We start from the raw sequence: 17,495 nt of genomic DNA on the forward strand, positions 1-17,495 counted from the left end.
GACTATTTACTTTTCTGGTGCAGAAAAAGTCATTCCAAGACGGTATAAAAGTACCAAGATGGTGCGTAGAGCTTGGTACGTTGCACTACTGTGGAATTACTTGAGGGTATAAATTAAATTTCACTGAAATTGTTTTCTATCTAATTGATTGATTATATTAGTTTTTAATATTTTCTGATTGTATTGTTAATTTTGGCGTGATGCTTGCTCTATGTGAATGGTTATTCACAAGGAGTCCATTTATATGTCTGTAAATGTAAAAGCACTAAAATTAGCTGTACTGGCTACATCATTAGGTATTTCTTTCAGTTCTGTAGCGCTTGCAGCAGAAGATACGATTAAAGTAGGTGTATTGCATTCGTTGTCTGGCACCATGGCAATCAGTGAAACTACGCTAAAAGACACCATATTAATGATGGTGGATGAACAGAATAAAAAAGGAGGGGTACTGGGGAGGCAGTTAGAAGCCGTCGTTGTTGATCCAGCGTCGAACTGGCCACTGTTTGCAGAGAAAGCAAGAGAGCTGATCGAGAAAGAGAAAGTTGACGTGGTGTTTGGCGGATGGACATCTGTTTCGCGTAAATCCATGCTGCCAGTATTTGAAGAGCTAGATAGTCTCTTGTTTTACCCTGTGCAATATGAAGGTGAAGAATCATCGAAAAATGTATTCTACACGGGGGCCGCGCCCAATCAGCAGGCTATTCCGGCTGTTGATTACCTGATGAATGAAATGGACGTAAAGCGCTGGGTGTTAGCCGGCACTGATTATGTCTACCCGCGTACGACCAATAAAATTCTTGCTGCATATCTCAAATCGAAAGGTGTTGCTGACAGCGATATCATGATCAATTACACCCCTTTTGGCCATTCTGACTGGCAATCAATCGTTTCTGATATTAAAAAGTTTGGTGCTGCAGGCAAGAAAACAGCCGTCGTTTCGACTATTAATGGTGATGCCAACGTTCCTTTTTATAAAGAGCTCGGTGCACAGGGTGTTTCAGCAGAAGATATTCCAGTCGTTGCCTTCTCGGTGGGTGAAGAAGAATTATCAGGAATGGATACCTCGTCACTGGTGGGCCACCTTGCGGCTTGGAACTATTTCATGAGCGTTGAAACAGACGAGAATGAAGCGTTTATTGAAAAGTGGCAGCAATATACCAAAGACACGAAACGAGTGTCGAATGATCCAATGGAAGCCAGCTACCTAGGCTTTAACATGTGGATTAAAGCGGTCGAGAAAGCGGGCACGACAGATTCAGATTCGGTACAAGATGCAATTATTGGCGTGACAGTACCTAACCTTACAGGCGGCTACGCCACCATGATGCCTAACCACCACATCACAAAGCCAGTATTACTGGGTGAGATTCAAGATGATGGTCAGTTTGAAGTCGTTTGGGAAACAACGGGTGTGGTTGCAGGAGATGCTTGGTCAAATTATTTGCCAGGCTCTAAAGATTTGTATGCAAGTTGGTTGAAGCCTATTTCATGTGGCAGTTTTAATGTTGTGACTGGAAAGTGCGCAGGTGCAAGCCAATAACGGTATAGATTAAAGGTTTGTTTATAGAAACCTACCCCGTTTAAAAGTCAGATACTACCTGACTATCCCCACTTTATTGTCACTTATTGGTTTGGATTATTGATGATGAAGTGGGGGTTCTATTATCTTCATGGAAGAATACCTTATGTACAAATCTTGGTGTGTTCTCTTACGAATACAGGCTTTGTTTATTGCGAGTTTATTTGCGTTTATCTCATTATCTTCGTGGGCTGCTCAGCCTATTAATTCCTTTTCTGATGTTGAGTCACTATTATCGCAACGCAATTTTAATGAGAAAGCACGGGCAGTTAATTGGCTAGCTGAAACGAAATATCCAGATACAAAGCAAATATTAAACTATCTATTAGCTGGAGATATTTATTACCACAAGAAACAAAAGCAGCTGTATCTGATCGCCGATTATGCGGATCAACAGCCTGCCATATTGTTATCTGATAACAAGAAGGAAATTATCATTAATAAAAAGCGTGACTATAAAAAAGTGGCGCTGAATAACCAATTACGATCGGCTATTCGACATGGTATTGCTCAACTTGATATCACGTCTGATGATTCTCAAGTTCGGAATCAAGCCATTAAAAGTATGCTGGGTAATACCGATACTAACATTCAAACATTGTTGACTGATGCTTATAGCGTAGAAAGTGATGAATCCAATAAATCTAAGCTAGCACTGGCAATTGCTATTGGTACATTAAATAGTGGCAATAAAGCAGAAAAGCTAGCCGCAATAGATATGATTGGCGATTCAATTGAACCCGCAGCTTTTCGTGCATTAAGCAATGCAGTCTCTGTAACTGAAGATGCTGACATTATACGGGTAGCAGAACGCGGTATTGGTAGTTATCAGCAAAGTCAGCGTGTGTATTCCACGGTTGAAACCCTGTATTTTGGTTTAAGTCTAGGCTCGGTGCTTGTACTTGCGGGTATTGGTTTAGCCATCACTTTCGGCGTGATGGGCGTAATCAATATGGCGCATGGTGAATTGATCATGTTGGGTGCGTACACCACGTATGTTATGCAGCAGTTAATGCCGAATCATATTGGTCTTTCATTAATTTTATCAATTCCTGCTGCGTTTTTTGTTGCTGGCTTAGTCGGTGTTGCTATTGAGCGAGGTGTCATCCGTTTTTTATATGGTCGCCCGCTTGAAACGTTATTAGCGACATTTGGTATCAGCCTTATTTTACAACAAGCAGTACGTAGTGTTTTTTCGCCATTAAATCGTTCTGTCGCCACACCTGACTGGATGAGCGGTATGCTGGAAATTAATCCAATGTTATCGCTGACTTATAACCGCCTTTATATCATCTTCTTTTGTTTCTTCGTGTTTGCAGCACTGGTGTTTGTATTAAAGAAAACCCCACTTGGCTTACAGGTGCGTGCCGTTTCGCAAAACCGATCAATGGCTCGCTCCATGGGAGTTCGCTCAGAGTGGGTTGATGCCATGACATTTGGTTTGGGATCTGGCGTTGCCGGCGTTGCTGGTGTAGCGCTTTCTCAGTTGACCAATGTAGGACCCAATATGGGGCAAAGCTACATCATTGATTCGTTTATGGTCGTGGTATTTGGCGGTGTGGGTAATTTATGGGGCACATTGGTTGCAGGTTTAAGTTTAGGGTTGTTTAACAAGATCCTTGAACCTTGGGCTGGCGCAGTCTTAGCCAAAATACTGGTATTGGTATTTATTATTTTGTTTATTCAAAAGCGTCCGCGTGGATTATTCCCACAACGTGGTCGGGCAGTAGAGGGCTAACAGATGCAGACTTTGAACAATAATGCACAGGCAAAAGGCAGTACATTTAAAAATACGCTGAATGCCGTATTTAATCGCAGCGGATTATATGAAGATCGCGGTGGGCTGCTTTTATTATCGCTGTTGTTAATCTTGGGCTTTGCTATTCCAGCGCTGAATCTACTCTTACCCCAAGGACATTTCTTCCATATTGAAACCTATACCATTTCATTATTGGGTAAATATTTAACGTATGCCTTATTAGCCATGGCGGTTGATCTTGTTTGGGGTTACCTCGGTATTCTTAGTCTTGGGCATGGGGCTTTCTTTGCTTTAGGTGGTTATGCCATGGGCATGTACTTAATGCGACAGATTGGTGATCGCGGTGTGTATGGAAATGCTGAATTGCCAGATTTTATGGTGTTCTTAAATCTTCAGGAGTTACCGTGGTTTTGGCAGGGCTTCGACATGTTTTGGTTTGCCTGCTTGATGGTGGTATTAGTGCCGGGTCTATTGGCGTGGTGCTTTGGTTATTTGGCGTTCCGTTCTCGTGTATCTGGCGTGTATTTATCGATCATGACCCAAGCGTTGACGTTTGCCTTAATGCTCGCATTCTTTCGTAATGAAATGGGGTTTGGTGGAAACAATGGCTTAACCGACTTTAAAGATATTCTTGGTTATAGTTTGCAGGCTGACAGTACTAAGATTACCTTGTTTGTCGCTTCCGTGATTGCCCTAATTTTGGGCTACCTTGTTTGTCGTATCGTGATATCTAGTCGATTAGGGCGTGTCGCGATCGCAGTGCGAGATGCAGAATCTCGCGTGAGATTCATGGGTTATAACGTTGATAATATTAAAGTGTGTATTTTTATTCTATCTGCGGTATTAGCTGGTATTGCTGGGGCGTTATATGTACCGCAAGTGGGCATTATTAACCCCGGTGAATTTGCCCCTCTGAATTCGATTGAAATTGTGGTGTGGGTTGCCTTAGGCGGTCGTGCAACATTGTTTGGTGCAATCATTGGTGCGGTTACGATCAATTATGCTAAAAGCTGGTTTACCATCGAATTTCCTGAAGTGTGGCTATTTGCGCTAGGTAGCATGTTTGTATTAGCAACGCTTTTCCTACCTAAAGGTATTACAGGGCTGTTTTCACGTAAGGAGGCAGCGTAATGACGACGATTCATCAACGCGTTGTTGAGGCTGAACGACTCAATAAAAAAGAACACGGATTAAGTGCACTACTCCCTTCTCAATTTCGTCAACCGCTTGGCAACTTTACCCGTCGAGATCAAGTGTTTGATTTTCTAAAACCGCAACAGCATCCATTGCTTGATACGCGCCATAACATCTTGTTGTATCTAGAGGGGGTTTCTGTGTCGTTTGATGGCTTTAAAGCAATTAACGATCTGAATTTATATATTAAGGAAGGGGAATTACGCTGCATTATTGGTCCTAATGGTGCAGGTAAAACGACCATGATGGATATCATTACCGGTAAAACGCAACCTGATGCTGGTGAAGTATGGCTTGGTTCTAATATCAATTTACTGAAGTTAGATGAAGCTGAAATCGCCAATGCAGGTATAGGACGTAAATTTCAAAAACCGACTGTTTTCGAATGTTTATCGGTTTGGAATAACCTTGAGTTAGCCATGGCAGGAGAGCGCCAAGTTTGGTCTGTGTTTAAGGCGAAATTAAGTGGCGATCAAAGTGATGAAATTCAACGCGTATTAACGTTAATTGGTTTGCATGATCAAGCTGCGCTTCAGGCTGGCAGTTTATCGCATGGTCAAAAGCAGTGGTTAGAAATCGGCATGTTACTCATGCAAAAACCTAAACTCTTACTGGTGGATGAACCTGTTGCCGGTATGACCCATCAAGAAATGGATAGAACTGCTGAGTTACTCACTTCTTTAGCGGGCGATCATTCAGTCGTCGTTGTCGAGCATGATATGGATTTTGTTCGTTCAATTGCCAGTACGGTATCAGTTTTGCATCAAGGCCATGTACTGGCAGAAGGAACGATGACCGACATTCAGAATAATACCCGCGTGAAAGAAGTCTATCTAGGAGAGTAAGGATGTTAGTGATTAAAGGATTAAATCAGTTTTATGGTGAAAGCCATACCTTATGGGATTTGAACCTGACGATACCGGAAGGGAAGTGCACGGTATTGATGGGACGAAATGGCGTAGGTAAAACGACTTTATTGCAATGTATTATGGGGTTATTGCCGACTAGAACGGGTGAAATCGTACTTAAAGGGAAAGATATCGCGCCGTTAAATGCAGAAAGTCGTCCTCGACATGGTGTGGGATATGTGCCGCAAGGCCGACAGATTTTCCCCTTATTAACCGTTGAAGAGAACTTGCAGATAGGTTTGCCTATTCGAGCTAAAGGCGATCGAAAAATTCCAGATTTTATTTATGAGTTGTTCCCCGTCTTAAAAGAAATGCTCCATCGCCGAGGAGGTGATTTATCGGGTGGGCAACAGCAACAGCTCGCCATTGGACGTGCATTAGTTGTTAATCCAAGCCTATTAATCCTTGATGAACCCACCGAGGGTATACAGCCGAATATCGTGCAAGAAATTGGTGACATTATTCGAAAACTCAATCAGGAATTGGGCTTAACAGTACTATTAGTTGAACAGAAACTGCCATTTGCACGAAAAGTGGGGGATAACTTTTGTTTATTAGATAGAGGGCGAACCGTCGCTAATGGTGAGATGGCGTTGCTATCAGATGCACTGATTCAGGAGTACCTGACAGTATGACAACAATTTCGGCAATCAAGGAAAAGCCACTGTCTGAAACATTAGAAGCTGAAGATGGTTGGCAAGCAAAACTTTCTATTGGTTATACCCATCGTGGCGATAAAACGGTGTTAAAGCATAAAAAACAGCTGGGACCTTTAGCTGTTCAACGGCCTTTATATCCCGAAGGCGATATTTGCCATACCTATTTACTTCACCCTCCTGGCGGTGTGGTTGGTGGCGATAAATTATTTATCTCGACGATTGCTCATCAAGATGCCAAAACATTAATTACGACACCAGGGGCGACTAAATTTTATCGTTCGGCTGGTCCTTATGCGTATCAAAAACAGCAACTGACCGTTGAATCTGGTGCTGTTTTAGAATGGCTGCCACAAGAAAATATTTATTTCCCTGAAGCAAATGTACGTTTAGATACAGAGATCACCGTTCAACTGGGGGGCCGATTTATTGGCTGGGAAATGCACTGTTTTGGGCGCCCTGCACTAAATGAGGGCTTCAATAAGGGGAGTATTGTTGGTTGTACCCAATTAAAAATAGGTGATGAACTGGTTTTAGCGGAACAACTGAATGTGCAAGGAGGGGATCATCACCAGAGTTGTGCAGGTCTACGGGACTATTCGATGCTTGGTACCATGATGGTAACAACTTCTGATGATGATTTGCTTAAAGTGGTACAGAGCTTGCTATATGACTATCAGGTATACGCTGATGATAAAGATGCCGACAGGGCAAGCATTAATGCGGGCGTTGATTTTGATTCAGCACTGCTGGCTGGTGTGACATTAACTGATGGTGTAATGATGATAAGAGTAATGAGCCATGGTACAGAACCGATGTTGGCGCTTTTCACTCAGATATGGCAATCGGTTCGATTGAATTGGTTTGGTTACACCCCCTTTGCACCACGGATTTGGGCGACTTAATCGAAGTGTAAGGAAGCGGTTAGTAATGACACTCAGCTTTGGCATCACAAAAGAAAATACGTCATAGAAACGGTTGGAGCTTTAAATGGAATTAACGCCGAGAGAAAAGGATAAATTGCTGTTATTTACTGCTGGTTTGGTAGCAGAAAGACGTTTAGCTAGAGGTCTAAAATTAAACTACCCAGAAGCTATTGCATTAATTAGTGCTGCCATTATGGAAGGTGCTAGAGACGGTAAAACAGTTGCAGAATTAATGAATTTTGGACGTACGATCTTGACTCAAGAAGATGTGATGGACGGAATTCCATCCATGATCCATGACGTGCAAGTTGAAGCTACATTCCCAGATGGAACCAAATTGGTGACTGTTCACGAACCAATAGTATGAGGTAGGGAATGTCTAATAACTTAAAAGAGACTGGGAAAAAAACACCCATATATTCAGTTCTAATTCCAGGTGAGCTACGTGTTGCCGAGGGGAATATCAAACTGAACCCAGGAATGCCACCACAAATGATTTCAGTGGCTAATTTGGGGGATCGCCCAATTCAACTTGGTTCTCACTATCACTTTTTTGAAGCCAATGATGCCTTAGATTTTGACCGAATTTTAACAAAGGGGTATCGGTTAAATATTGCGGCTGGTACGGCAGTGCGTTTTGAACCTGGTCAAAGCCGAACCGTTGAATTAGTTGCGTTCGGTGGCCATCGAGTTGTTTATGGCTTTCAAGGTAAAGTGATGGGTTCGCTTGATAAGGATGAATCAAGTGCCGCGAGTGCGAACAAGGATGTGGAAGAATAATGGCAGAGATATCTCGACAAGCTTATGGTGAAATGTTTGGACCCACAACCGGTGACCGACTTCGCCTTGCAGATACTGAACTTTGGCTCGAAGTAGAGAAAGATTACACTCGCTACGGCGATGAAGTGAAGTTTGGCGGAGGGAAAGTCATTCGTGATGGCATGGGTCAAAGCCAATTATCATCAAAATTCACCCCTGACTTAGTGATAACAAATGCTGTTATTTTGGATCATTGGGGGGTTGTAAAAGCAGATGTGGCAATTAAAAGCGGTCGTATTAGCGCAATTGGTAAAGCGGGTAATCCCGATGTGCAATCTGGTGTTAATATTATTATTGGCCCTGGCACTGAAGTGATGGCAGGAGAAGGCTCGATCCTTACTGCTGGTGGTATAGATTCACACATTCATTTCATTTGTCCGCAACAAATTGATGAAGCTTTGATGTCAGGTGTTACCACTATGATTGGCGGTGGTACGGGCCCTGCTACAGGTACAAACGCAACAACCTGTACGCCTGGGCCATGGAATATTCATCGTATGCTGGAATCACTCGATACCTTCCCGATGAACTTTGGATTACTCGGTAAAGGTAATGCGAGTTTACCAGAAGCCTTACATGAGCAAGTTGCAGCAGGTGCAATTGGTCTTAAACTGCATGAAGACTGGGGAACAACACCAGCATCTATTGATAACTGTTTAAGCGTTGCAGATGACACCGATGTTCAAGTGGCTATTCATACCGACACATTGAATGAATCTGGTTTTGTTGAATCCACGCTGGCTGCCATCGGCGATCGGGTTATTCACACCTACCATACTGAAGGTGCTGGTGGCGGTCATGCCCCTGATATTATTCGTGCATGTGGTGAATCCAATGTACTGCCATCGTCAACGAATCCAACCCGACCTTATACGATTAATACGGTAGACGAGCATCTTGATATGCTGATGGTATGCCATCATTTATCACCTTCTATTGCGGAAGATGTCGCGTTTGCTGAATCTCGAATTCGTAGAGAAACGATTGCCGCAGAAGACATCTTGCATGACTTAGGTGCATTTTCAATGATTGCATCAGATTCTCAAGCAATGGGCAGAGTTGGTGAAGTCATTACTCGTACTTGGCAAACTGCGCATAAAATGAAAGTACAGCGTGGAAGTTTGCCGGAAGATCCTTCACACCATGACAATTTTCGTTTACGACGTTATATATCTAAATACACCATTAATCCGGCAATCACTCATGGTATTAGTCATGAAGTCGGCTCGATTGAAGTCGGTAAACTAGCAGATCTAGTGCTTTGGAAGCCTGCCTTCTTTGGTGTTAAACCCAGTGTCGTATTAAAAAGCGGCATGATCGCAGCTGCACCAATGGGCGATCCCAATGCCTCAATTCCAACGCCTCAACCTGTTCACTATCGCCCTATGTTTGGGAGTTACGGTCGAGCTTCTCAAAATACCTCGATGTTATTTCTCTCGCAACAAGCGAATAAAGAAGGTGTTGCTGAACAGTTAGAATTGAAGAGTTTAATTGGTGAAGTAAAAGGGTGCAGACATTTACGTAAGTCAGACATGATACTAAATGATTGGCTTCCCAATATAGAAGTTGACTCTCAAACTTATCAAGTACGTGCTGATGGGGAGTTATTGGTGTGTGAACCTGCAGAAATGTTACCTATGGCTCAACGTTATTTTTTGTTTTAACGCCTGTGAATTATAAATCGTGAATAAGGGACCATTATGATTGTATTAACACAGCTGGTTATTGCTGCTGAACGCGGCACTGATATTGCTGATGCTACGTTGAGTTTACCAATAGACTCTCGCATTAAAAGCCGTTTAAAAGTGACATTAGATGATGGACGTGAGGGGGGGTTATTTCTCCCTCGTGGCAATATCCTCCGTGGTGGTGACTGGTTAAAAAGTGAATCAGGCATCAGTGTTGAAATTATCGCAGCACAAGAACAAGTATCGACAGTGTATTGTGCCGATCCCCACTTACTTTTACGTGTGTGTTATCACCTAGGTAATCGTCACGTACCTCTCCAAATAACTCAAGGTTGGATACGTTATCAACATGATCATGTACTTGACGATATGGTATTTGGCCTTGGCGCTAAAGTAACTACCGAACTTGCGCCTTTTGAGCCGGAAGCTGGTGCCTATGGCGGCAGTCAAAGTGGCGGTCATTCTCATGGGCATTCGCATGATGAAGCACATAGCCATTCCCATCATTAAAGTAATCTTAATTACTTTCTTGTCGATAAGCACCTATTTCCAGTGAACAAAAGGGCATGAAGCCCGCAGCTCTGTTTTAGGCAATGAATAAAAAGGAAAATGTTATGTTTAAAGCCGCTATTACACGCTATTCCGCTAAATTTTCGCTTGCACTATTCGCTCTTGTTTCTACACCTGTATCTGCTCATGTAGGACATGGCCCTGATGGTGTTATGGCAACCTCATTTATTTCTGGCATTACACATCCTCTAACAGGTTTAGATCACCTTATTATGTTATTAGGTCTTGGCTTTTTGGTATCACAAAGCAAAGGCATTAATCGTCAGCTAAGACTTATTACGATTGCGGTTTTTAGTATGGTCGTAGGTGTAGGCTTAGGAGTATTAAGCGGCATAGTGATAGGAGTCGAAAGTATCATTATGACATCGATCTTTGTTGTAGCTTTCGCGGTGTGGCAAAACAAGCAGCAGCAGCAAACTAACGTGCTATCGAAGATATTTTCTTATGGGCCCATTGCACTTGTTGTTTTTCATGGTTGGGCGCACGGGCTTGAAGCGCCAGCATCCCAACTGTTTAGTTTTGTACCTGGCATGATGTTAAGTGCTGCGATGTTAATGAGCATTGGTTGTGTTGTTGGCCGCTTTATTTCTGCTAAGTGGCTTAGTCCTGCATTAGCGATAAGTGGTGTAATGCTAGTGCTTGTTGGTTAATTAATGGATTAAAGAGAGTAGAGCTTATGAGTTCTAATGACTCAACATTTAGCTGTACCAATACCAATACCAACACCAATGGCGTTAAGTCGAGCACCTTTAAGCATGAAGTTGCTGACTTTCGTTTACTTCAATTGATTAGCCCCTCTTTACCTATAGGCGCATTTACCTATTCTCAGGGGTTAGAGTGGGCGGTTGAAACGAATTGGGTAACCGATAAAGTTAGCTTAACGTGTTGGTTGAAAGATATTTTATATCACAGTTTAGTCACGCTCGAACTGCCTATCTTGTTACGAATTCATCGTTCAATTGAACAAAGTGACATTGAACAGGTGAAGTATTGGAGCCAATGGCTACATGCGAGTAGAGAAACAAGCGAATTACGTAAAGAAGAAAAACAACGTGGCAAGGCAACCGCAACGTTATTAAATCAGCTAGATGTTAAGGCTGATCCGCAATTATTGATATTGGCACAGGAAAGCCAATTGGTTGGTTTTGCCTTAGCTGCAAATCATTGGGGGATATCCAGTGAGTCGCTGTGCTCAGGCTATTTATGGAGCTGGTTGGAAAACGTTACCATGTCTGGCGTGAAATTGGTCCCATTAGGGCAAACTGCTGGGCAACAAATACTTCTGTTGATGTCGACGTTATTACCAGCAGCGCTTGAAGCTTCTTATCAAGTCAAAAGTCATGAAATAGGAAGCTTTACGCCCGCACAAGCTATAGCGAGTAGCCGACATGAAACTCAATATACCCGACTATTTAGATCTTAAGGATAAGCAATATGAGTGAATACAAATCTCCGTTACGTATTGGTATTGGTGGTCCCGTTGGGTCAGGAAAAACAGCATTATTAGAGGTGCTTTGTAAAGCTATTCGTGATGACTACCATATTGCTGTTGTAACGAATGATATATATACCCAAGAAGATGCAAAAATTCTGACCCGTGCAGAGGCTTTAGATGCAGATAGAATTATTGGTGTTGAAACAGGGGGCTGCCCACACACTGCTATTCGTGAAGATGCGTCGATGAATCTTGCTGCGGTGGATGAATTGGCGCAACGCCATAAAAATCTCGACGTTGTATTTGTAGAAAGTGGTGGTGATAATTTAAGTGCTACGTTTAGCCCTGAATTAGCAGATTTAACTATATATGTTATTGATGTTGCCGAAGGTGAGAAAATTCCACGTAAAGGTGGCCCTGGTATTACTCGTTCAGACCTATTAGTAATCAATAAAATTGATTTAGCACCTTATGTTGGCGCTTCACTTGAGGTTATGGAAGCTGATACTCGTCGTATGCGTCCTAATAAGCCTTATGTATTTACCAATCTGAAAGTAGGTACAGGGTTAGATACCATTATCGATTTTGTTATTACTCAAGGAATGTTAACAGCCAAAGCGTAGAGTTAAAGAAAGCAAACACATTTTATTGCCAAAATATATGTATGTGGAAAAACCAGAGTTAAAAACTCTGGTTTTTTTTTACCTGCAGTCTGTCCAAAAAAAGGAATTGTTAACATTTGTTACGATTCGTAGTTAACTGTTTGTTAACATTCTAGCTATGTGTAATGGCAATATAAATATATAAACATGCGTTTGAATGAATAGTTAAGGTGCATCAGTGCACATATAAGATGCAAGAGAATGATTATTTATATTATTTTTTATGTTGATGTCGCCTGGTATGTCTATTTTGTATTTGTTTATTTATTTTTTTTGAATACATAAAAATAAATGTAAATAAAATGTTAATTGTGGTTGGTTTTTAGTCTCCGGTAAATATTCAATTCCGTTTAAGAATATTGGTCTGACCATTAATGCCGTGTATTGATATTGCTATGCGTGTATGTTCTTATAATGTTTATGCAACATGTTTTTCATAATAGTGTCGCAATTTGTAATTAAGATATATTCAACTTAATTAGTTATTTGTAGTTAGTATTAATTTTTACAATGTTATTTTTGTAATGTTGTTTTTAAAATTGTCAATTATTTCATGGTGATAGTCATCCTTGTGATGAGAACGGAGTCTTTTCAAATGAACAAGAAAGCATTAGTTACTGGCGCTAAAGGTGGTATTGGTTCGTCGATTACAAAAGGACTAGTTGAGGCAGGTTATCGAGTAATAGCCACATATTTTCCAAACGGAGAAGCTAAGGCAAAAGAATGGTTTGAAGAGAATAATTATTCAGAAAATCAGGTTCGTTTATTTCCTTTGGATGTTACGGATACAAGATTTTGTGAAGAGGCTATTGCAACATTGTTGCAGGAGGAAGGTAGCATTGACGTATTAGTTAATAATGCTGGCATTACTCGTGACTCGACATTTAAACGTATGTCAGCGGCACAATGGAATGAAGTGATCAATACAAACCTTAATAGTTTGTTCAATGTTACACACCCTTTGTTTGACTCTATGTGCCAGCATGGAAATGCTCGAATTATTAACATTACTTCTGTAAACGGCCTAAAAGGTCAGTTTGGTCAGGCGAACTACTCAGCAGCAAAAGCTGGAATGATTGGCTTTACTAAAGCCTTAGCTGCAGAAGGTGCCCGCTCGGGTGTGACAGTTAATGCAATTGCACCTGGTTACACAGGTACGCCAATGGTTGAAGCGATTAAGCCAGAAGTTTTAGATTCAATCAAAGCTGAAATTCCAATGAAACGTCTAGCTATGCCACAAGAAATTGCCGGCGCAGTCACTTTCTTAGCAAGTGATGCAGCAGCATATATTACAGGCGAAACGCTGTCGGTAAATGGCGGTTTGTACATGAACTAATCCATAACCATTCAAGAAAGAATGGTTGGATAAATTTGATTGGAAAAGGAAGTTAAGATCATGAGTAAAGTATTTATTGTTGCTGCTAAACGTACACCTATTGGTAGCTTCAACGGTGCATTAAAAACAGTTTCAGCAGCACAACTGGCAGCTGTAGCAATTAAGGGAGCTTTGGCACAGGGTAACATACCTGTAGAAGCCATTGATGAAGTTGTTGTCGGTAACGTTATTGGTGCCGGTCAAGGAATGGGACCAGGTCGCCAAGCTGCAATCTTTGCTGGGATCCCAAATGAAGTACCGGCTTATAGCTTGAATATGGTTTGCGGCAGTGGCATGAAAGCAGTAATGGATGCAGCTGCGCACATCAAAGCGGGTGATGCTGAACTCGTGATTGCCGCTGGTGCCGAGTGTATGTCACAGATTCCTTTCTGCGCATCATCACAGATTCGTGATGGTCAGAAAATGGGTAACTTAGAGTTAACTGATTTACTTATTGCTGATGGTTTAACAGATGCCTTCAATGATTACCACATGGGTGTAACTGCTGAAAATGTAGTTGAAAAAGTGGGTCTAAATCGTGAGCAACAAGATAATTTTGCATTAGCAAGTCAACAGAAAGCGATAGCTGCTATCGAGCAAGGTAAGTTTGTCGATGAGATTGTATCTGTTGAAGTGAAATCACGTCGTGAAACAAAAGTAATTGATACAGACGAATATCCAAAGTCAGATGCCTCTTTTGAAGGATTAGCAAAGCTACGTCCTGCATTTAAGAAAGAGGGTTCAGTTACTGCGGGTAACGCATCAGGTATTAATGATGGTGGTAGTGCCATTATCGTGGCTTCTGAAGCTGCAGTAGAAAAATATGGTCTAACACCATTAGCTGAAATTGAAAGCTACGCACAGGCGGGTGTTGCACCTGAACTTATGGGACTAGGTCCAGTTCCTGCTGTTATTAAAGCTTTAACTAAAGCAGATCTAAATATTGAATCTGTTGGCTTATTTGAATTTAACGAAGCGTTCGCTGGTCAGGCTCTTGGCGTGCTACATGAAGTAGCAAAAGAGTTAGATACGTCAGTAGAAGATTTAGCTGAACGTTCAAACGTAAATGGTGGTGCCATTGCATTGGGCCACCCGTTAGGTGCTTCAGGTAACCGTATTATTGTTAGCCTTTTACATGAAATGCGTCGTCGCAATACTGAATACGGCTTAGCAACACTGTGTGTTGGTGGTGGTATGGGTACAGCGATTGTACTGAAGAGTGTTTAAGTAGTACCTGTTTTACATAAATGCAGAATATTCACAGATTGTACCTAGATAAAATATGGCTAGGTACTTCAATTATACTTTTATATTAAGGAATCATGACTATGTATACGGAAATGTTTAAATCTTTCTCTGAGCAAACTGAAAAAACACTTGCACCTTACGCTAAGTTTAACAAGCTATTTTCTAAAAACGTTGAAGAGCTAACTGAGCTTCAACTTACAGCTGTTCGCACTTACAGTGAATTGGGTCTTTCTCAGTTAAAAGCCGTTGGTGAAGTAAAAGATATGCAATCATTGGCTGAGTTCAATGGCCAGCAGCTTGAAACACTAACTAAGCTTTCTCAGCAGTTAATGGAAGACAGCAAGAAGTTCTCATCAGTTGCACAAACATTTAAAACTGAAGTTGATGAACTAGTTGCAGAAAATGTAAAAGAAGTAACACCTGCATAATTGCATGACCATTCTGCCGCCCAATTCATGGGCGGCATTTTAGTCCAAATACAGAGGTCATTGTAATGAACGACAACTTCTTCTCGGACTACTTTGCCAAGCTCCAAGATATGAACCAGCTATGGTGGAAGGAATTGGATTCCGGCAAGGCAGCTCTAAATACTCCCCTCAATAAAGCGATGAATGAAATCAACTTGAAAGATACTGTTGAGTTGATCGATAAAGCCAGCGCTCAGCCAGGAGTACTCGCGAAAGTACAAATGGATTGGTGGGAAAGTCAGATGAAAATCTGGCAAAACGTTACTATGCCAAATAGTGATGAAGGTAATAAAATTAAGCCTGAAAAAGATGATAAGCGCTTTAATGATCCCGCTTGGGATGATGAGGCGTATTACAGCTATATAAAGCAGTCGTATTTACTCTTTAGCAATACAATGAAAGAAAGTATTGAATCGATTGAAGGGTTAGATGAAAAAGCGAAAGAACGTCTTGGCTTTTTCTCTCGACAAGCGATTAATGCACTTTCGCCTACAAATTTCGTTACAACAAATCCTGAACTCGCTAAATTAACGGTTGAAACTAACGGTGAGAACTTAGTTAAAGGTATGGAATTGTATCAAGAAGACGTACAAGCAAGCGCCGATGTTCTTAAAATCCGAATGACAAATGATAGTGCATTTGAATTGGGTGAGAACATTGCCAATACTGCTGGTGATGTCGTTTTCAAAAATGATTTATTTGAATTGATTCAATACAAGCCATTGACTGAAAAAGTGAATCAAACACCGCTTCTTATCGTGCCTCCATTCATTAATAAATACTATATCTTAGATCTTCGCGAGAAGAACTCAATGGTGCGCTGGCTAGTAGAGCAAGGCCATACAGTATTTATGATGTCTTGGCGTAACCCTGATGCCACAATGGCAAAAATTGACTTTGATGACTATGTGCTAGATGGTGTAGTTAAAGCGGTTGATGCTGTCGAAGATATTACTGGTGAGAAACAAATCAATGCTGCAGGTTATTGCATTGGTGGCACGTTATTAGCGACGACTTTAGCTTATTATTCTGCTAAGCGAATGCGTAATCGTATCAAGTCGGCGACGTTCTTTACTACGCTGTTAGATTTCTCCCAACCAGGTGAAATAGGCGCGTATGTTAACGATCCTATAGTTTCAGCAATTGAAGCTCAGAATGAAGCTAATGGTTATATGGATGGACGCTCACTGAGTGTTACGTTCAGCTTGTTGCGTGAAAATAGCCTTTATTGGAATTATTACGTAAACAATTATCTAAAAGGCAATAGCCCAATAGATTTTGATCTGCTTTATTGGAATGGTGATAGTACTAATGTTGCCGTTGCATGCCATAGCACTTTATTACGACAGTTCTATTTAGAGAATAAACTGGTCGATCCAAAGGGATATAAAGTGGGTGGGGTCTTTATTGATTTGTCGAAGATTAAAGTACCAACATACTTTATCTCTACGCAAGAAGACCATATCGCTTTGTGGCAAGGTACATACCGTGGTGCACTGAACTTAAATAGCAAATCAACATTTGTTCTTGGTGAATCAGGTCATATTGCAGGCATTGTTAACCATCCAGCTAAAAATAAGTATGGGTACTGGATTAATGATGAAAAGATTGACGATCCAGAAATTTGGTTAAGTAATGCAAAGCGTGAAGAAGGTTCTTGGTGGACACATTGGGACACATGGCTAGCTGACTTTAACCCTGAAGAACAAATTGAGCCTCGTGAAGCGGGTAATGCTAATTATCCTTCTTTAATGACATCACCTGGTAACTATGTTCGTCAAACACTGCCAATAGAGGTTTCAAATGTAAAATCTCAACAGTTAAAGTCTGTTGAAGATGTTTAAAATCTAAATATTGCAGAATAATGATATATAGCCGACGCTAATACGTCGGTTTTTTGCTTTTGACTGCAGATAAAATTACATTTTTGCTCTAAATTGCTGCTGGAGAAAACAAATTGGTCACTTACTGAGCTGTTGGTAATTAAATGGATAAAAACTATTGTCATAGCTAAATATCTCCCTATAATGCGACCTCACTGACACGGAACACGGCGCTTAGCCAGCAACCTAGTCAGTATGCTCTTTAACAATTTGACCATGCAATCTGTGTGGGCACTCGTGAAATTTTAAGTCGAAAGATTTATCAATGAACTGAGTGACCTTAATCATCGCAAGATGACACAGTCAATTTATGCTTCATTTCTTCG

17 protein-coding genes are annotated in these 17,495 nt (G+C 41.3%); all 17 read left to right on the forward strand.

Annotated elements, in window-relative coordinates; genetic code table 11:
* Positions 1–244 precede the first annotated feature (244 nt).
* The 17 genes from urtA to phaC all read left to right on the forward strand — a co-directional run bounded on the left by urtA (position 245) and on the right by phaC (position 17,130).
* Positions 245–1,540, forward strand: a complete 1,296-nt coding sequence (gene urtA, locus C9J48_RS09375) for an urea ABC transporter substrate-binding protein (RefSeq protein WP_006228459.1) — start codon at positions 245–247, stop codon at positions 1,538–1,540.
* A gap of 145 nt (positions 1,541–1,685) precedes the next feature.
* The gene (gene urtB, locus C9J48_RS09380; RefSeq protein ID WP_006228460.1) at positions 1,686–3,317 is read left to right on the forward strand and encodes an urea ABC transporter permease subunit UrtB; all 1,632 of its coding nucleotides are present in this window, start codon (positions 1,686–1,688) and stop codon (positions 3,315–3,317) included.
* A gap of 3 nt (positions 3,318–3,320) precedes the next feature.
* Positions 3,321–4,469 (forward strand): urea ABC transporter permease subunit UrtC, encoded by a 1,149-nt coding sequence (gene urtC / locus C9J48_RS09385; RefSeq protein WP_006228461.1) that lies wholly within the window; start codon positions 3,321–3,323, stop codon positions 4,467–4,469.
* Positions 4,469–5,377, forward strand: a complete 909-nt coding sequence (urtD, locus tag C9J48_RS09390) for an urea ABC transporter ATP-binding protein UrtD (RefSeq protein WP_006228462.1) — start codon at positions 4,469–4,471, stop codon at positions 5,375–5,377. The genes urtC and urtD overlap by 1 nt, the downstream gene beginning before the upstream one ends.
* A 2-nt stretch (positions 5,378–5,379) precedes the next feature.
* Positions 5,380–6,075: an urea ABC transporter ATP-binding subunit UrtE gene (gene urtE, locus C9J48_RS09395; protein ID WP_006228463.1), complete on the forward strand. Its 696-nt coding sequence runs from the start codon at positions 5,380–5,382 to the stop codon at positions 6,073–6,075.
* Positions 6,072–7,001, forward strand: a complete 930-nt coding sequence (locus C9J48_RS09400) for an urease accessory protein UreD (RefSeq protein WP_006228464.1) — start codon at positions 6,072–6,074, stop codon at positions 6,999–7,001. The genes urtE and C9J48_RS09400 overlap by 4 nt, the downstream gene beginning before the upstream one ends.
* Positions 7,002–7,086: 85 nt before the next feature.
* Positions 7,087–7,389 (forward strand): urease subunit gamma, encoded by a 303-nt coding sequence (gene ureA / locus C9J48_RS09405; RefSeq protein WP_006228465.1) that lies wholly within the window; start codon positions 7,087–7,089, stop codon positions 7,387–7,389.
* 8 nt (positions 7,390–7,397) lie between these two features.
* A complete protein-coding gene (locus C9J48_RS09410; protein WP_006228466.1) occupies positions 7,398–7,802 on the forward strand; it encodes an urease subunit beta in 405 nt (134 codons plus the stop codon).
* Positions 7,802–9,505, forward strand: a complete 1,704-nt coding sequence (ureC, locus tag C9J48_RS09415) for an urease subunit alpha (protein WP_006228467.1) — start codon at positions 7,802–7,804, stop codon at positions 9,503–9,505. The genes C9J48_RS09410 and ureC overlap by 1 nt, the downstream gene beginning before the upstream one ends.
* 36 nt (positions 9,506–9,541) lie before the next feature.
* Complete coding sequence (ureE, locus tag C9J48_RS09420; RefSeq protein ID WP_006228468.1) at positions 9,542–10,039, forward strand: urease accessory protein UreE; 498 nt, start codon at positions 9,542–9,544, stop codon at positions 10,037–10,039.
* 104 nt (positions 10,040–10,143) lie between these two features.
* Positions 10,144–10,749, forward strand: coding sequence for a HupE/UreJ family protein (locus C9J48_RS09425; RefSeq protein WP_006228469.1), 606 nt, complete (start codon positions 10,144–10,146; stop codon positions 10,747–10,749).
* Positions 10,750–10,775: 26 nt separating this feature from the next.
* Entirely contained in the window at positions 10,776–11,522 is a 747-nt protein-coding gene (locus C9J48_RS09430) for an urease accessory protein UreF (RefSeq protein WP_006228470.1), read from the forward strand.
* Between the two features lie 11 nt (positions 11,523–11,533).
* The gene (gene ureG / locus C9J48_RS09435; RefSeq protein WP_006228471.1) at positions 11,534–12,157 is read left to right on the forward strand and encodes an urease accessory protein UreG; all 624 of its coding nucleotides are present in this window, start codon (positions 11,534–11,536) and stop codon (positions 12,155–12,157) included.
* Between the two features lie 634 nt (positions 12,158–12,791).
* The gene (locus C9J48_RS09440) at positions 12,792–13,532 is read left to right on the forward strand and encodes an SDR family oxidoreductase (protein WP_006228472.1); all 741 of its coding nucleotides are present in this window, start codon (positions 12,792–12,794) and stop codon (positions 13,530–13,532) included.
* 60 nt (positions 13,533–13,592) lie between these two features.
* Complete coding sequence (locus C9J48_RS09445) at positions 13,593–14,798, forward strand: acetyl-CoA C-acetyltransferase (RefSeq protein WP_006228473.1); 1,206 nt, start codon at positions 13,593–13,595, stop codon at positions 14,796–14,798.
* A gap of 101 nt (positions 14,799–14,899) precedes the next feature.
* Positions 14,900–15,247 carry a phasin family protein gene (locus tag C9J48_RS09450; protein ID WP_006228474.1) on the forward strand — a complete coding sequence of 116 codons (348 nt, stop codon included), beginning with the start codon at positions 14,900–14,902 and terminating at the stop codon, positions 15,245–15,247.
* Between the two features lie 65 nt (positions 15,248–15,312).
* The gene (phaC, locus tag C9J48_RS09455) at positions 15,313–17,130 is read left to right on the forward strand and encodes a class I poly(R)-hydroxyalkanoic acid synthase (RefSeq protein ID WP_036802408.1); all 1,818 of its coding nucleotides are present in this window, start codon (positions 15,313–15,315) and stop codon (positions 17,128–17,130) included.
* The last annotated feature ends 365 nt before the right edge of the window (positions 17,131–17,495 follow it).

Origin of the sequence: Photobacterium profundum, from assembly GCF_003026285.1 — a bacterium.
GTDB lineage: Bacteria > Pseudomonadota > Gammaproteobacteria > Enterobacterales > Vibrionaceae > Photobacterium > Photobacterium profundum.

Coding starts and splice junctions, on each gene's coding strand:
- urtA (WP_006228459.1), top strand. CDS start 245: ATGTCTGTAAATGTAAAAGCACTAAAATTAGCTGTACTGGCTACATCA.
- urtB (WP_006228460.1), top strand. CDS start 1,686: ATGTACAAATCTTGGTGTGTTCTCTTACGAATACAGGCTTTGTTTATT.
- urtC (WP_006228461.1), top strand. CDS start 3,321: ATGCAGACTTTGAACAATAATGCACAGGCAAAAGGCAGTACATTTAAA.
- urtD (WP_006228462.1), top strand. CDS start 4,469: ATGACGACGATTCATCAACGCGTTGTTGAGGCTGAACGACTCAATAAA.
- urtE (WP_006228463.1), top strand. CDS start 5,380: ATGTTAGTGATTAAAGGATTAAATCAGTTTTATGGTGAAAGCCATACC.
- C9J48_RS09400 (WP_006228464.1), top strand. CDS start 6,072: ATGACAACAATTTCGGCAATCAAGGAAAAGCCACTGTCTGAAACATTA.
- ureA (WP_006228465.1), top strand. CDS start 7,087: ATGGAATTAACGCCGAGAGAAAAGGATAAATTGCTGTTATTTACTGCT.
- C9J48_RS09410 (WP_006228466.1), top strand. CDS start 7,398: ATGTCTAATAACTTAAAAGAGACTGGGAAAAAAACACCCATATATTCA.
- ureC (WP_006228467.1), top strand. CDS start 7,802: ATGGCAGAGATATCTCGACAAGCTTATGGTGAAATGTTTGGACCCACA.
- ureE (WP_006228468.1), top strand. CDS start 9,542: ATGATTGTATTAACACAGCTGGTTATTGCTGCTGAACGCGGCACTGAT.
- C9J48_RS09425 (WP_006228469.1), top strand. CDS start 10,144: ATGTTTAAAGCCGCTATTACACGCTATTCCGCTAAATTTTCGCTTGCA.
- C9J48_RS09430 (WP_006228470.1), top strand. CDS start 10,776: ATGAGTTCTAATGACTCAACATTTAGCTGTACCAATACCAATACCAAC.
- ureG (WP_006228471.1), top strand. CDS start 11,534: ATGAGTGAATACAAATCTCCGTTACGTATTGGTATTGGTGGTCCCGTT.
- C9J48_RS09440 (WP_006228472.1), top strand. CDS start 12,792: ATGAACAAGAAAGCATTAGTTACTGGCGCTAAAGGTGGTATTGGTTCG.
- C9J48_RS09445 (WP_006228473.1), top strand. CDS start 13,593: ATGAGTAAAGTATTTATTGTTGCTGCTAAACGTACACCTATTGGTAGC.
- C9J48_RS09450 (WP_006228474.1), top strand. CDS start 14,900: ATGTATACGGAAATGTTTAAATCTTTCTCTGAGCAAACTGAAAAAACA.
- phaC (WP_036802408.1), top strand. CDS start 15,313: ATGAACGACAACTTCTTCTCGGACTACTTTGCCAAGCTCCAAGATATG.